9 protein-coding genes are annotated in these 14,206 nt (G+C 63.4%); 4 read left to right on the top strand and 5 right to left on the bottom strand.

From position 1 onward, the window contains the following. Positions 1–13 precede the first annotated feature (13 nt). Entirely contained in the window at positions 14–1,012 is a 999-nt protein-coding gene (nagZ, locus tag R6G97_RS15820; protein ID WP_177343680.1) for a beta-N-acetylhexosaminidase, read from the top strand. Between the two features lie 57 nt (positions 1,013–1,069). Here nagZ and R6G97_RS15825 read toward each other — a convergent pair whose 3' ends face one another. The 3 genes from R6G97_RS15825 to mfd are packed head-to-tail and all read right to left on the bottom strand — an operon-like array spanning position 1,070 to position 8,417. Next, positions 1,070–4,384 (bottom strand): DEAD/DEAH box helicase, encoded by a 3,315-nt coding sequence (locus R6G97_RS15825; RefSeq protein ID WP_080642168.1) that lies wholly within the window; start codon positions 4,382–4,384, stop codon positions 1,070–1,072. 1 nt (position 4,385) lies between these two features. Beyond that, entirely contained in the window at positions 4,386–4,958 is a 573-nt protein-coding gene (locus R6G97_RS15830) for a peptidoglycan binding protein CsiV (RefSeq protein WP_317847211.1), read from the bottom strand. A gap of 9 nt (positions 4,959–4,967) precedes the next feature. Further along, a complete protein-coding gene (gene mfd, locus R6G97_RS15835; protein ID WP_090343882.1) occupies positions 4,968–8,417 on the bottom strand; it encodes a transcription-repair coupling factor in 3,450 nt (1,149 codons plus the stop codon). A 167-nt stretch (positions 8,418–8,584) separates the two neighbouring features. Between mfd and R6G97_RS15840 the strand changes: the two genes are divergently transcribed. The 3 genes from R6G97_RS15840 (at position 8,585) to sthA (ending at position 12,763) form a co-directional block, all read left to right on the top strand. Next, positions 8,585–10,048 carry a glyceraldehyde-3-phosphate dehydrogenase gene (locus tag R6G97_RS15840; RefSeq protein WP_043212865.1) on the top strand — a complete coding sequence of 488 codons (1,464 nt, stop codon included), beginning with the start codon at positions 8,585–8,587 and terminating at the stop codon, positions 10,046–10,048. Positions 10,049–10,167: 119 nt separating this feature from the next. After that, entirely contained in the window at positions 10,168–11,166 is a 999-nt protein-coding gene (locus R6G97_RS15845) for an FAD:protein FMN transferase (protein WP_182815908.1), read from the top strand. A 202-nt stretch (positions 11,167–11,368) separates the two neighbouring features. Then, the gene (gene sthA / locus R6G97_RS15850; RefSeq protein ID WP_043212867.1) at positions 11,369–12,763 is read left to right on the top strand and encodes a Si-specific NAD(P)(+) transhydrogenase; all 1,395 of its coding nucleotides are present in this window, start codon (positions 11,369–11,371) and stop codon (positions 12,761–12,763) included. 42 nt (positions 12,764–12,805) lie between these two features. On the opposite strand, the gene R6G97_RS15855 is transcribed toward sthA, so the two are convergent. Next, complete coding sequence (locus R6G97_RS15855) at positions 12,806–13,528, bottom strand: glycerophosphodiester phosphodiesterase (RefSeq protein WP_043212869.1); 723 nt, start codon at positions 13,526–13,528, stop codon at positions 12,806–12,808. A 31-nt stretch (positions 13,529–13,559) separates the two neighbouring features. Next, positions 13,560–14,144: a PilZ domain-containing protein gene (locus R6G97_RS15860; RefSeq protein ID WP_043212871.1), complete on the bottom strand. Its 585-nt coding sequence runs from the start codon at positions 14,142–14,144 to the stop codon at positions 13,560–13,562. Between the last annotated feature and the right edge of the window lie 62 nt (positions 14,145–14,206).

Here is a 14,206-nt window from a genome sequence, read left to right on the forward strand (position 1 = left end):
TATGACTGCCCGCCTGCAAGGCTCCCTGATGGTGGATATCGCCGGTAAATGGCTGACCGCCGAAGACCGTCATCTCCTGCGCCAGCCCGAAGTGGCCGGCCTGATCATTTTTGCCCGCAACATCGATAGCCCTCGCCAGGTGCGTGAGCTGTGCGCCTCCATCCGCGCGGTGCGCCCCGACCTCATCCTGGCTGTCGACCAGGAGGGTGGGCGGGTCCAACGCCTACGCCAGGGGTTCGTACGTCTGCCGGCCATGCGTGCGATCGCCGACAATGCCAACGCCGAATACCTGGCCGAGCAGTGTGGTTGGCTGATGGCGACCGAAGTGCAGGCTGTAGGCCTTGACCTGAGCTTCGCCCCGGTGCTTGACCTGGATCATCAGCGCAGCGCTGTAGTCGGCAGCCGTGCCTTCGAGGGCGACCCGGCGCGCGCCACCCAACTGGCGGGGGCGTTCATCCGCGGTATGAATGCCGCTGGCATGGCTGCTTGTGGCAAGCACTTCCCGGGGCATGGCTGGGCGGAAGCCGACTCTCACGTGGCCATACCTACGGATGAGCGCAGCCTTGAGCAGTTACGCCAGGCGGACCTGCTGCCTTTCATTCAGCTAAGAGGCCAATTGGCGGCTGTGATGCCTGCGCATGTGATCTACCCGCAAATCGATAACCAGCCGGCCGGGTTCTCGCGTCGCTGGCTGCAGGACATCCTGCGCGGTGAGATGGGGTTCGAGGGGGTGATTTTCAGTGACGACTTGTCCATGGCCGGTGCCCATGTGGTGGGTGATGCTGCCAGCCGGATCGAGGCGGCCCTGAGTGCTGGTTGCGACATGGGGTTGGTGTGCAATGACCGGGCAGCGGCGGAGCTGGCATTGAGCGCGGCCCAGCGGCTGAAGGTCGAGCCATCGCCGCGGATCGCGAGGATGCGCGGACGCGGCTTCGCCCGCACCGATTACCGCCAGCAGCCGCGTTGGCTGGAGGCGCTGGGTGCTTTGAAGGAAGCACAGTTGGTCGATTGATTTGGGGTGCCTTGATTCGGTGCGATCTGGTGGAGCGACGAAAGCGTCCTCCACAGATCAGCGACTGCGCTTGCCAGGCAGTGGCGCAAACAGTGCCTCGATCTCCTCATCGCCCAAGCGCCATTGGCCAGCCGATCCGCCATCGAGCAGGCCGGCTGCCAGGGCTGCCTTCTCCTGTTGAAGCTGCTGGATCTTTTCTTCTACCGTGCCTCGGGTTATCAGCTTGAACACAAACACCGGCTTGTCCTGGCCTATGCGATAGGCGCGGTCGGTGGCCTGGCTCTCGCTGGCTGGATTCCACCACGGGTCGTAGTGGATCACCGTGTCGGCAGCCGTCAGGTTCAGGCCCGTGCCGCCGGCCTTGAGGCTGATCAGGAATACCTCGCTTTCGCCGGTCTGAAACTGCTGCACAGGGGTGCGTCGGTCACGGGTGTCACCGGTCAGTAGGCTATAGCGGACATTGCGCTTGGCAAGTTCGGTCTCGATCAACGCCAGCATCGAGGTGAATTGCGAAAACAGCAGCACCCGGCGCCCCTCGCTGAGCAACTCCTCAAGCATGTCCATCAAACTGCCGAGCTTGCCCTTGTCGGCCTGGTTGCCCTTGGCCTCCACGCCCTTGACCAGGCGAAGGTCACAGCACACCTGGCGCAGCTTGAGCAAGGCATCGAGGATGACGATCTGACTGCGCGCCGCCCCATTGCGGGCTATCTCGTCACGGACTTTCTTGTCCATGGCCACGCGCACGGCTTCGTAGGTGTCGCGCTGGGCATCGCTGAGCTCGACCCAGTGGATCATCTCGGTTTTGGCCGGCAGCTCGGTGGCCACCTGTTCCTTGGTCCGGCGCAGCAGGAATGGTCGGATGCGACTGGCCAGATGCGCCATGCGTTCGGTATCGCCGTGGCGTTCGATCGGTGTGCGGTAGTCTTGGTTGAAGCGCTTCAGATCGCCCAGCCAGCCAGGCATCAGGAAGTGGAACAGCGACCATAGCTCGCCCAGGTTGTTCTCCATCGGGGTGCCGGTCAGGCACAGGCGCTGGCCTGCCTTCAGATCGCAGACCGCTTGGGCTGCCTTGCTGGTACTGCTCTTGATGTTCTGCGCCTCGTCGAGAATCAGCAGGCTCCAGTGCACTGAACGCAGGTGCTCCAGATCCCGCGGGAGCAGGGCGTAGGTGGTCAGGATCACATCGTAGTCGTGCAGCGCGGTGAAGTGCTTGCTGCGGCCCGGGCCATGCAGTGCCAGGACGCGAAGTGCGGGAGCGAAGCGTTGGGCTTCATCGAGCCAGTTGGGCACAAGGCTCGTGGGCATCACCACCAGGGCCGGTTGCTCCAGGCGTGCGCTTTGTTTCTCAAGCAGCAGGTGGGCAAGGGTCTGCAGGGTCTTGCCCAGGCCCATGTCATCGCCCAGGATGCCGCCGGTGCCCATTTCGCGCAGGGCCTGCAGCCAGTTCAGGCCTTGCTGTTGGTAGGGGCGCAGCTCGGCCTTGAGCTCCTTGGGCGGCTCGATCTGCAAATCACGCGCATCGCGCAGTCGTCGGCCCAGCTCACGCACATGCTCGCCGCCTTCCCAGTGCAGGGGCAGGTGCTCGATATCGTTCAGTCGCGCCGCATCGGCACGCTCCAGGCGCAGGGATGGGCCGACAGCATCTTCATGCAGGTAGAGCTCGCCGAGGGTGCCCATCACCGCTTTGATCCGGCCATAGGGCAGGGCGACACGCAGGGCAGGGCTGTCCTGGCGGCCGCGGTTGAGGTCGATGAGCAGGTGTTCATCGTCGCTACGTCGGGCCAGTTCGCCGGCGCGCAGCAGTTCAGGACTGCTGCGCAACAGCTGCAGCACGATCGGCAGCAGGCTGTGGCGTTGCCCATCGACCACGATACCCAGCTCGAGATCGAACCATTCATGGCCCGGCGCTTCTTGGACGGTGGCGTACCAGTCGTCCACCTCCTGTAGATCGAAGGCGAAATCCCGAGGAATGTCGATCTCCCAGCCGGCCTGACGCAGTTTGGGCAGCCCTTCGCGGGCAAAGCGCAGCCAAGCCTCATCGTCGGGTAGCTGGAGCATCTCGCCTGCGCTGTCCGGCAGAGCTTTGCTCTGTCGGGTGGCAGGCTTGAAGCCCAGTTCGCGCAGGGTTTGGCGAAAGGCTTGCTCGGTCTTGGGCTGGCGACGGATGCGCTGGCTGGTTTCGCCTACCAGGCGGCTCAGGGGCTTTTCATCGGTGCCGCTGGCAAGCAGGCCGTCATAACTGAACGCCAGCGCAGCGCGATGCTGCATCTGACGCTGCATACGCCCGGTCTTGGGCATGTAGGCACTGAATTCCAGGCTGCCCAGGGTCAGGTGCGGACGCGGCTGGATGTCATCGTGCTCTTCGCTACGCACGGCGGTAGGGGTGGGGACTTGGCGGTTCAAGGCATTCAGGCGGTGACTCAAAGGGACAACCAGGTGTTCGGGTACGATGGGCGCGCGCGCCAGCTGGCTGGCGATGAATGGGTCCAGGTTATGTTGCAGCCTGCCGGTTTGGCGGGTCTGCGGATTGACGTAATACAGCGGGTCGAGCGGCAGGACCTGCAGCGGTGTGTCGCTGTCGTGATGCCAGACGCCCCGGTACGCGCCGTCCTCCAGTCGGACCCAGCGAAACTCGGCGGCCTGGTCCGGGCCAGGAGTCAGCGGCTCCTGCTGCTGGTCGAACAGCAGGTGACCGCTTGCCAATGCGTACTCGAGGAGTTCGGAACCCTTTTTCCCCTCCAGGCGGGTTACCGGCGAGACGACGTTGCTGTTCTGGGCGCTGATCAGGCGCAGCAGCCGCGCATCGGCTTCGGTTACATAGCGTGGCGTGTAGTAGATCATTTCCGGCAGCGAGGTGATCCTGCTCAGCTTCAGTGTGCCGTCGTTCTGGCGTGTGCCTTTCACCGCCTCCAGCCGACATTGCGCCTGGTTCAGGCTGATCTGGTAGTAGATGGCTGGCCCTTTGCGTGAAGGGCTTGGATTGGCCGGCGCAGACTCGGGCGTTTCCAGTGCCTTGACCCACTGGCTCAGCTCCGGGGGAAGGGACAGCCCGTCGCTGGCGTCATGGTCATCGAGGGACGCGTGCAAATGGAAAAGTGTCGCAGCGCAATGTTTGCAGTTGACGCCCACAGGACAGCTGCAGCGGCCCAGTACCCGCAGCCTGCCAGCGTTCGGCTCGAGAAGGATCTTCTGAGTGTAGCGCTGGCCTGCCGAGCCCAGGCAGGCAGCCTCTATCGTTCTGTCATGGATCGAAAGCGTTTTTGTCCGGCCCTGCGCCGCGTAGTTCTGTCCACGGGCGAGCGCTCCGTCGTCGAAGTCCGCCTTCCAGCTTTCATCGCGCTGAAGCAGGCGCCGCACATCGCTCTCGCTCACCTCACTGCTCCATCATCTCCGGATCCATCACCGGCATCTTGCGCATGCCAGCGGGTGTCACCTTCAGCAGTACGGCAAGGTGCCCGCCGTCGAGGAAGGTCAGCTGGTTGCCTTTCATGTTGCTGTTGCTCTGCTTGAACTGCTCGCTGCGCACCACGGCACTATTGCCATCGAGCTGGTTCACCCAGAAGTTGGCCTGCACGGCGATGAAGCGGCCATCGGCGATGCTCAGGTTGCCCTCGATGGGGAAATGACCGAACTGCTCCTGGCCTGCACTCAGGGCGATACGGCTCGGTTCGCTGCCCACTTCCTGCTGCCAGGCCTTGTGCATCAGCACGGTGTAGTCGGCGGTGGCTTGCAAGCGGGTGACTTCGTCCTCCAGCGCCAGTGGGCGCTCGGCGCCCTTGTCCAGGCGGGGGGCGCCGGCGCTCCAATCTTCGGGGGCGAACGGGCTGGTTACCGCAGGTACGGCGTTCTGCCGCACCAGGATCATTTCCACCTGATAAAGGCCTTCGGCGAAGGCGGCCGGCGCGAACAGCGTCAGCATCAAGGTCAGGCAACGAATGGCACGCATGGATCTTCCTTAGGCAGGCTGTGGGGTCAGGCGCTCGAACAGCGCCTCCAGGGTGTTGAAACGTTCATCGGGGCGCTCCATCGGCACGAGGAAGCGGAACTGCGTGGCGCCCTCGAATTTGTAGCGCTTGGGCTGGCCCTGGATCAGCTTGATCAGGGTCAGCGGGTCGACCGGGGTTTCGGCCTCGAACTCGAGCTTGCCGCCATTGGGGCCGGCATCGACTTTCTTGATGCCGAGTTTTTCCGCCTGCAGCTTGAGCAGGGTCAGGCGCATCAGGTTCTTGGTCGGTTCAGGCAGCAGGCCGAAGCGGTCGATCATCTCCACTTGCAGGTCCTTGAGGCCCTCTTCGTCGGCGGCCGAGGCGATGCGTTTGTAGAGAATCAGACGGGCATGCACGTCCGGCAGATAGTCCTCGGGAATCAGCGCCGGTAGACGCAGGTTGATCTCCGGGCCGCCACCAAGCGGTTGCTCGAGGTTCGGCTGGGTGCCCTTGCGGATGGCCTTGACGGCGCGCTCGAGCATTTCCATGTAGAGGGTGAAGCCCACGGCCTGAATCTGCCCGCTCTGGCCTTCGCCGAGCAGCTCGCCGGCACCGCGAATCTCCAGGTCGTTGGTGGCCAGCACGAAACCTGCACCCAGGTCCTGGGTGTTGGCGATGGCCTCGAGGCGTTTTTCGGCATCGGCGCTGATCTGCTGGCGCGGCGGCGTCAGCAGGTAGGCGTAGGCCTGGTGGTGGCTGCGTCCGACCCGGCCGCGCAACTGGTGTAGCTGGGCCAGACCGAACTTGTCTGCGCGTTCGATGACGATGGTGTTGGCGCTCGGCACGTCGATACCCGTCTCGATGATGGTCGAGGCAACCAGCACGTTGAAGCGCTTGTGATAGAAGTCGCTCATCACCTGCTCGAGTTCGCGCTCGCGCATCTGGCCGTGGCCGATGCCGATACGTGCCTCGGGTACCAGTTCGGCCAGCTCGGCGGCGCATTTTTCGATGCTCTTGACGTCGTTGTGCAGGTAGTACACCTGGCCGCCACGCAGCAATTCACGCAGCAGCGCCTCTTTGACCGTGCTCTTGTTCTGCTCCATGACGAAGGTGCGCACCGACAGGCGTCGCGCCGGCGGGGTGGCGATGATCGAGAGGTCCCGCATGCCCGACACGGCCATGTTGAGGGTGCGTGGAATAGGCGTGGCGGTCAGGGTAAGGATGTCCACCTCGCTGCGCAGGGCCTTGAGCTGTTCCTTCTGACGCACACCGAAACGATGCTCCTCATCGATGATCACCAGGCCTAGGTCCTTGAAGCGCACGTCGTCCTGCAGCAGCTTGTGGGTGCCGATGAGGATGTCGATCTTGCCTTCGGCCAGCTCTGCGGCGGCGGCGCTGACTTCCTTGGCCGACTTGAAGCGGCTCATCACCTCGACGGTCACCGGCCAGTCGGCGAAACGGTCGCGGAAACTGTTGTAGTGCTGCTGGGCGAGCAGGGTGGTAGGCACCAGTACTGCCACCTGGCGGCCACTGTGCACGGCAATGAACGCTGCGCGCATGGCCACTTCGGTCTTGCCGAAGCCGACGTCGCCGCACACCAGGCGGTCCATCGGCTTGCCGGCGAGCATGTCGGCGCGCACTGCCTCGATGGCCGATTGCTGGTCCGGGGTTTCCTCGAACGGGAAGCCGGCACTGAAGGTGGCGTAGTCTGCGGCCGGATCGGCGAATGCATGCCCCTTGCGGGCGGCGCGCCGGGCATAGATGTCGAGCAGTTCGGCCGCCACGTCACGGACTTGCTCGGCGGCTTTGCGCTTGGCCTTTTGCCAGGCTTCGGAGCCAAGGCGGTGCAGTGGGGCCAGGGCATCGTCGCTGCCGGTGTAGCGGGCGATCAGGTGCAGGTTGGCCACCGGTACGTAGAGCTTGGCGCCCTCTGCATATTCCAAGGTCAGGAACTCGGCGGCCTGGCCTTCGATTTCCAGGGTGGCCAGGCCCAGGTAACGTCCCACGCCGTGGTCGATATGCACCACGGGTGCACCTTCGCGCAGCTCGGTGAGGTTCTTGATGACGGCATCGTTGGCCGCCTCACCACGTTTTTCGCGACGCCGGCGCTGCATCACGCGCTGGCCGAACAATGGGCTCTCGGCGATCAGGGCCAGGCCTGGGTCATCCAGCAGCAGGCCGTCGTCGAGCGGGGCGATGGTGATCGCCAGGCGGTCCTTGCCGGTGACGAAGTCGGCCCAGCCTTCGACGGTTTGAGGGCGCAGCTTCAAGCGCTCGAGCAGTTCCAGCAGCACTTCGCGGCGGCCGGCCGATTCGGCGGTGAACAGCACGCGTCCGGGGAACTGCTCGAGGAAATTCGACAGCTCCGCCAGTGGCTGGTTGGCCTTGGCTTCGATCGCCAGATTCGGCAAGGCTCGCGCCGGGAACCGTAGACGACCCGCGCCGGTTTCGATCTCGTCGCTGCTGACCACGACCCGGGGCCACTGCTTGAGCTGGGCGAAGCAGTCCTCGACCGGCAGGAACAGCTCGGCCGGTGGCAGCAGGGGGCGGGACAAGTCGCCGCGGCGCTCTTCGTAGCGTCCGCGCACATCGTTCCAGAAATGCTCGGCTGCCTGTTCGACACCCGGCAGGGAGAACACCTGGGTGTCGGTCGGCAAGTAGTCGAAGAGGGTCGAGGTTTCTTCGAAGAACAGCGGCAGGTAGTACTCGATACCGGCGGGAATGATGCCGCTGGTCAAGTCCTGGAAAATCGCGCTGCGCCGGAAATCCACGTCGAAACGCTCACGAAAGCGCGCCTTGAAGCGGGTGACCTCGTCCTTCTGCATCGGGAACTCGCGGGCCGGCAGCAGGCGAACCGAGTCGACCTTGTCGATCGAGCGCTGGGTCTCGGGATCGAAGGTGCGCAGGGTCTCGATCTCATCGTCGAACAGGTCGATCCGGTAGGGCAGCTTGCTGCCCATGGGGAACAGGTCGATCAGGGCGCCGCGCACGGCGAACTCGCCATGCTCGTAGACCGTGTCGACGCAGCGGTAGCCGCTGGCTTCCAGGCGCGTGCGCATTTGTTCGACGTCGATCGTCTGGCCCACATCCAGCACCAGGCTGCTGCCCAGCAGGAAGCGGGTCGGGGCCAGGCGGTGCAGGGCGGTGGTGATCGGCACCACGAGGATGCCGTGATCGAGCTCAGGCAGCCGATAGAGACTGGCGATGCGCTGGGAAATGATGTCCTGGTGGGGCGAGAACAGGTCGTAGGGCAGGGTTTCCCAATCGGGGAACGGCAGCACCGGCAGGTCGGGCGCGAAGAAGCGCAGCTCCTGTTCCAGGCGGTCGGCAGCCTGGCTGTCGGCGGTCAACAGCAGGGTGAAGCGACCGGCGCTGCTGGCGGCTTCGGCGATGGCCAGGCTCAGGGCGGCCCCGGGCAGGTTTCCCCAGGTTTGTTTGCCGGCCGTGGCCGATAATTGCGGTAGGCGCAGAACTGACACGGGAGATTGGACTCCAAGCGTTGCGGCAAAGAGGACAATTGTACCGGTGCTGGTGCGCGCTGTCAGGCTCGGAAGGGCTTGGCGACGGGCTCGAGCGGCGGCGACAGGCGCTCATTGCCCGATACGTCGAGGGGCGTCATAATGTAGCCCCTTTTTTCTCCCCCTACATGTGGAAGGTTCCCGTGACTCAGAAGCCCGACCAGTGTCTTGGTGAGTGGATCGATCGTGAAGCCCTGGCTGAAGCGATGATCCCGCTTATCGGTCAGCTCTACCGCAACAATAACGTGGTGAGCTCGATCTATGGCCGCAGCCTGATCAATCGTTCGGTTATCTCGATCCTCAAAGCCCACCGCTTTGCCCGTCACCGTCAGACCGACGAAACCGAGCTGTCCGTCCACGAGACATTCCCCCTGCTCAAGGCCATGAGCGAGCTGAAACTGGGCGCCGCTTCGGTCGACCTGGGCAAGCTGGCAAACAAGTTCAAGCTCGAAGGCAACGGCCGCAGCGTCGAGCAGTTCGTGCGTGAAGAACTGGCCGATGTCGTCGGTCAGCAGAACCTGTCCGCCCGCAAGGGCACCGACGTCGTCCTGTACGGCTTCGGTCGCATCGGCCGCCTGCTGGCGCGTATCCTGATCGAGAAGACCGGTGGCGGCGACGGCCTGCGCCTGCGTGCAATCGTCGTGCGCAAGGGCGCCGAGAACGACCTGACCAAGCGTGCCAGCCTGCTGCGCCGCGACTCGGTACATGGTCCGTTCGACGGCACCATCGTCATCGACGAAGAGCACAACACCATCACCGCCAACGGCAACCTGATCCAGGTGATCTACTCCAACGATCCGGCCTCGATCGACTACACCCAATACGGCATCGACAACGCCCTGCTGGTGGACAACACCGGTAAATGGCGTGACGCCGAAGGCCTGGGTCAGCATCTCAAGTGCCCTGGCATCAATCGCGTGATCCTCACCGCTCCGGGCAAAGGCGCGCTGAAGAACATCGTTCACGGCATCAACCATGGCGATATCAGCGCCGATGACAAGATCATCTCCGCTGCGTCCTGCACCACCAACGCCATCGTGCCGGTGCTCAAGGCTGTCAATGACCAGTACGGCATCATCAACGGCCACGTCGAAACCGTTCACTCGTTCACCAACGACCAGAACCTGATCGACAACTTCCACAAGGGCAGCCGCCGCGGCCGCGCCGCACCGTTGAACATGGTCATCACCGAGACCGGCGCAGCCACCGCTGCAGCCAAGGCACTGCCTGTGCTCAAGGGCAAGCTGACCGGCAACGCCATTCGCGTGCCGACGCCGAACGTCTCGATGGCCATCCTCAACCTGAACCTGGAAAAGGCCACCAACCGCGACGAGATCAACGAGTACCTGCGCCAGACCGCCATGCACTCGGAACTGCACAAGCAGATCGATTACGTCAGCTCCCAGGAAGTGGTCTCCACCGACTTCGTGGGCTCGCGCCACGCCGGTGTGGTCGACGCCGAAGCGACCATCTGCAACGACAACCGCGTTGTCCTGTACGTCTGGTACGACAACGAGTTCGGTTATAGCTGCCAGGTGGTGCGTGTGATGGAAGAGATGGCTGGTGTGAACCCGCCAGCGTTTCCACGCTGATCCGCTTGTAATGCGTTGAAGAAACGGGAACCTTCGGGTTCCCGTTTTTTTATGCCGTGTGCGGGCATTCATGGGTAAGCCTGCGAAGAGGCCAGTACGGCCAGTCGAGAAACTTGAAATTGCGTAAAGGTCTTCTGCTCACCCTGATGTTCCTGGTTGGCTGCGACCAGGCTCCGCGCCTGGAGCGCTTTGGCGGCCCGACCATGGGCAGCAGCTACAGCATCCAGTATGTCCGCGAGCCGGGCGGGCCATCGCGCCTCGAGGTGCAGGAGGCAGTGGAAGCCATCCTGCGTGATGTCGACGAACACTATTCAACCTACCGTGGCGATTCTGCGGTCAGCCGCTTCAACCAGTTGCAGGCAGGCCAATGCCAAGCGCTAGGAAAGGACATGCTGGCGTTGGTCGGGTTTGGTCAGCAGTTGGCCGAACAAAGCCAGGGCGCTTTCGACCTGACCGTCGAGCCATTGCTCGATCTCTGGGGCTTCGGCCCTCAGGCGCGCCAAGAGCAGGTGCCTGACCCGTTGCAGTTGGCCCAGGCCCGTCAGCGCGTCGGCTATCACCACTTGCGCATCGATGGCGACATCCTGTGCAAGGACGCTGCAGTGGAACTGGATTTCAACAGTATCGCCGCAGGCCACGCCGTGGACCTGATCGCCGAGCGCCTAGGGGCGATGGGCGTCGCAAGCTTTCTTGTCGAAGCCACGGGCGAACTCAAGGCTGTGGGTCGCAAGCCCGATGGCGGTCCGTGGCGGGTGGCTCTGGAACTGCCGCGCGAAGACCGTCAGGTCGCGCGCCAAGTCATCGCCGTGGATGGTCTGGCTGTATCGACCTCGGGTGACTATCGGCACTATTTCAAGGACAATGGCCGGCGCTATTCGCACACCTTCGATGCCCGCTTGGGGCGTCCGGTCGAACATGACCTGGCTGCTGTCACCGTGCTCGATGCCTCGGCGCTCCAAGCCGATGGCTACTCGACCCTGTTGTTGATCCTGGGGCCGGAACAAGGCTGGGACTTCGCTGTCGCCCATGGTATTGCCGCGGTGCTGGTGACCCGGGCCGAGGGTGGCTTCGTCTCTCGTGTTACGCCTGCGTTCGAGCGGGCACTGAAAGGCGAGTGAAAGCGCAAACACGGATGATCGTCGCCAGGGAATCGGTGAATGACATGTAGTGCAGGCAAAATTGGCCTACGACGCGACCAAGGGTTAATGTGCGCGGCGTTCACGCTTGATTAGACTGCACCCGAATTTTCTCATGGCGCCCCGGCGACATGATCGTGCCCCGCGGCCATCCGGTCGGCGGGCCAGTTCTGAAGGAGTACGCATGGCTGTCTATAACTACGACGTAGTGGTGCTGGGTTCCGGCCCGGCCGGAGAAGGTGCGGCAATGAATGCCGCCAAAGCAGGACGCAAGGTGGCCATGGTCGACAGCCGTCGCCAGGTCGGCGGCAACTGCACTCACTTGGGCACCATCCCGTCCAAGGCCCTGCGTCACTCGGTGCGCCAGATCATGCAGTTCAACACCAACCCGATGTTCCGCGCCATCGGTGAGCCGCGCTGGTTCTCCTTCCCCGATGTGCTCAAGAGCGCCGAGAAGGTGATCTCCAAGCAAGTGGCCTCGCGCACCGGCTACTACGCGCGCAACCGCGTCGACGTGTTCGTCGGCACCGGCAGCTTCGCCGATGAGCAGACCGTCGAAGTGGTGTGCTCCAACGGTGTGGTCGAGAAACTGGTCGCCAAGCACATCATCATCGCCACCGGCTCGCGTCCGTACCGTCCGGCCGATATCGACTTCCACCACCCGCGCGTCTACGACAGCGACACCATCCTCAGCCTGAGCCATACCCCGCGCAAGCTGATCGTCTATGGCGCTGGCGTGATCGGTTGTGAATACGCCTCCATTTTCAGTGGCCTGGGCGTGCTGGTCGAGCTGGTGGACAACCGCGGCCAACTGCTGAGCTTCCTGGATTCGGAAATCTCCCAGGCGCTGAGCTACCACTTCAGCAACAACAACATCACCGTACGCCACAACGAGGAGTACGAGCGGGTCGAAGGCTTGGACAACGGTGTGATCCTGCACTTGAAGTCGGGCAAGAAGATCAAGGCCGATGCCTTGCTGTGGTGCAACGGCCGTACCGGCAACACTGACAAGCTGGGCCTGGAGAACATCGGAATCAAGGTCAACAGCCGCGGCCAGATCGAGGTCGACGAGGCCTACCGTACCAGCGTGCCGAACGTCTATGGCGCCGGTGACGTGATCGGCTGGCCGAGCCTGGCCAGCGCTGCCCACGACCAGGGGCGTTCCGCCGCTGGCAGCATCGTCGACAATGGCAGCTGGCGTTTCGTCGATGACGTGCCGACCGGCATCTACACCATTCCGGAGATCAGCTCGATCGGCAAGAACGAGCAGGAGCTGACCCAGGCCAAGGTGCCGTATGAAGTGGGCAAGGCCTTCTTCAAGAGCATGGCCCGTGCCCAGATCGCCGGTGAGCCTCAGGGCATGCTGAAGATCCTGTTCCACCGCGAGACCTTGGAAATCCTGGGTGTACACTGCTTCGGCTACCAGGCCTCGGAGATCGTCCACATCGGCCAGGCGATCATGAACCAGCCCGGTGAGCAGAACAATCTGAAGTACTTCGTCAACACCACCTTCAACTACCCGACCATGGCCGAAGCCTATCGGGTAGCGGCCTACGACGGCCTGAACCGGCTTTTTTGAGCGGCTCCGGCCGGTGGCCTGAGCCGGTCGGGGAGTCCGGATTCAGCCCTTCCCAAGGGTGGTCATGGCCAAACCGGGAAAGTCTGTAATCAGGCTGTCTACGCCAAAGTCGGCGAGCCGGCGCATCAGCGCCGGTTCGTTGACCGTCCACACCGATACGTGCAACCCCTGACGCTGTGCCTTGATCAGGCGCTCGGGCGTGCACAGTGTCCAGTTCAAGGCCAGCATCTGGCAGCCATAGTTCTGGGCCACCTTCAGCGGGTCGAGCCAGGCGTACTCGGCGACCAGTCCGCGAGACACATCCGGCACCAGTTCCAGCGCGGCGCCAAGCACCTCCCGGGAGCTCGAGGTAATGGTGATCTTGTCCAGCAGGCCGTACTGCTGCGCCAGCTCGCGAATCGCCAGCACGGTACTGGCGGCGCGGGTACGCGAGGCGCTCTTGACCTCCAGTTGCCAATGCGCGAAAGCGCACTTCTCGAACAGCTCTTCCAGGCGTGGGATGGGGCAGGGCTGCACCCAGCCCGGGCCGCCCTTACGTGCATCGTAGGTGACCAGCTCGGCGGCGGTGTGCTCGACCACCTTGCCGCGCCGACCGGTGGTGCGCTTGAGCGTCGGGTCGTGGATCACCATCAGCTCGTTGTCGGCCGACAGGTGCAGGTCCAGTTCGCAGCGATCGACGCCATGTGACAAGCACTGGCGGAAGCTGTTCAGGGTATTCTCGGGCGCTTCGCCCTTGGCGCCGCGATGGCCATAGATCAGGGTCACGTTCGTTCCTTCAGGTCAAAATGGAAAAGGCTCAAGAGGCGGGGTCGTTCTGTTCCAGCGCCTGGCGTCGTTGTTGTTGCTGGCGCTGCAGGATGTACCGGGCCAGCAGTTGGCGCTGGGCGTCGGTCATGTCGATGAATTCGGTGCCGACCTCGTGATTGCCTTCCGGGCGTGGGTCGCAGTGGGTGACCCGCGCGCGCAGCAGTAGGCCGAGGGCACGGGGCATGAGGATCATCTTCACTGCCAGTCGCGTACCGGGGGCGATGGGCGTTGCATGGGCGAACTCGATGCCGCCTTCGGAGAGAATCACCCGCCGGGGCTTGCCGATTTCACCCAGCAGGGTCTGGGCGAGCACCGCGCTGAGCAGGTCGATGCGTTTGTTCTGTACCCGCAGGAAGGCCGCGAGGGTGCGGTCCTTCTCGCTCAACTGGCGCATCAGGTGCTGGGACTCGAAGTCGGCCAGGTGCAGTTCGCTGAGCAGATTGAACAGCGGTGAAGCATCCTGCAACAGGTCTGTCTCCTGGCCTTGGGCCGTGTCCAAGGCGTTGATTTCAAGTGCGATACTGTCTTCGATGCGGTAGTATTCGCGGCGATCTTCTTCGTCTAGTGTCGTCATGGCGAACCCATGGTTACGGCGGTGGTCCGAGTGTAAAGCCGCTGCAGGCGCCCTGCCACAAG

The sequence above is a fragment of the Pseudomonas sp. HTZ2 genome, assembly GCF_033173945.1.
In the GTDB taxonomy this organism is placed as follows: Bacteria; Pseudomonadota; Gammaproteobacteria; order Pseudomonadales; family Pseudomonadaceae; genus Aquipseudomonas; species Aquipseudomonas guariconensis.

Excerpts from the sequence above, each read along its gene's own strand:
- R6G97_RS15860 (WP_043212871.1), bottom strand. The coding sequence starts at position 14,144 with ATGACGACACTAGACGAAGAAGATCGCCGCGAATACTACCGCATCGAA.
- sthA (WP_043212867.1), top strand. The coding sequence starts at position 11,369 with ATGGCTGTCTATAACTACGACGTAGTGGTGCTGGGTTCCGGCCCGGCC.
- R6G97_RS15830 (WP_317847211.1), bottom strand. The coding sequence starts at position 4,958 with ATGCGTGCCATTCGTTGCCTGACCTTGATGCTGACGCTGTTCGCGCCG.
- R6G97_RS15840 (WP_043212865.1), top strand. The coding sequence starts at position 8,585 with ATGTGGAAGGTTCCCGTGACTCAGAAGCCCGACCAGTGTCTTGGTGAG.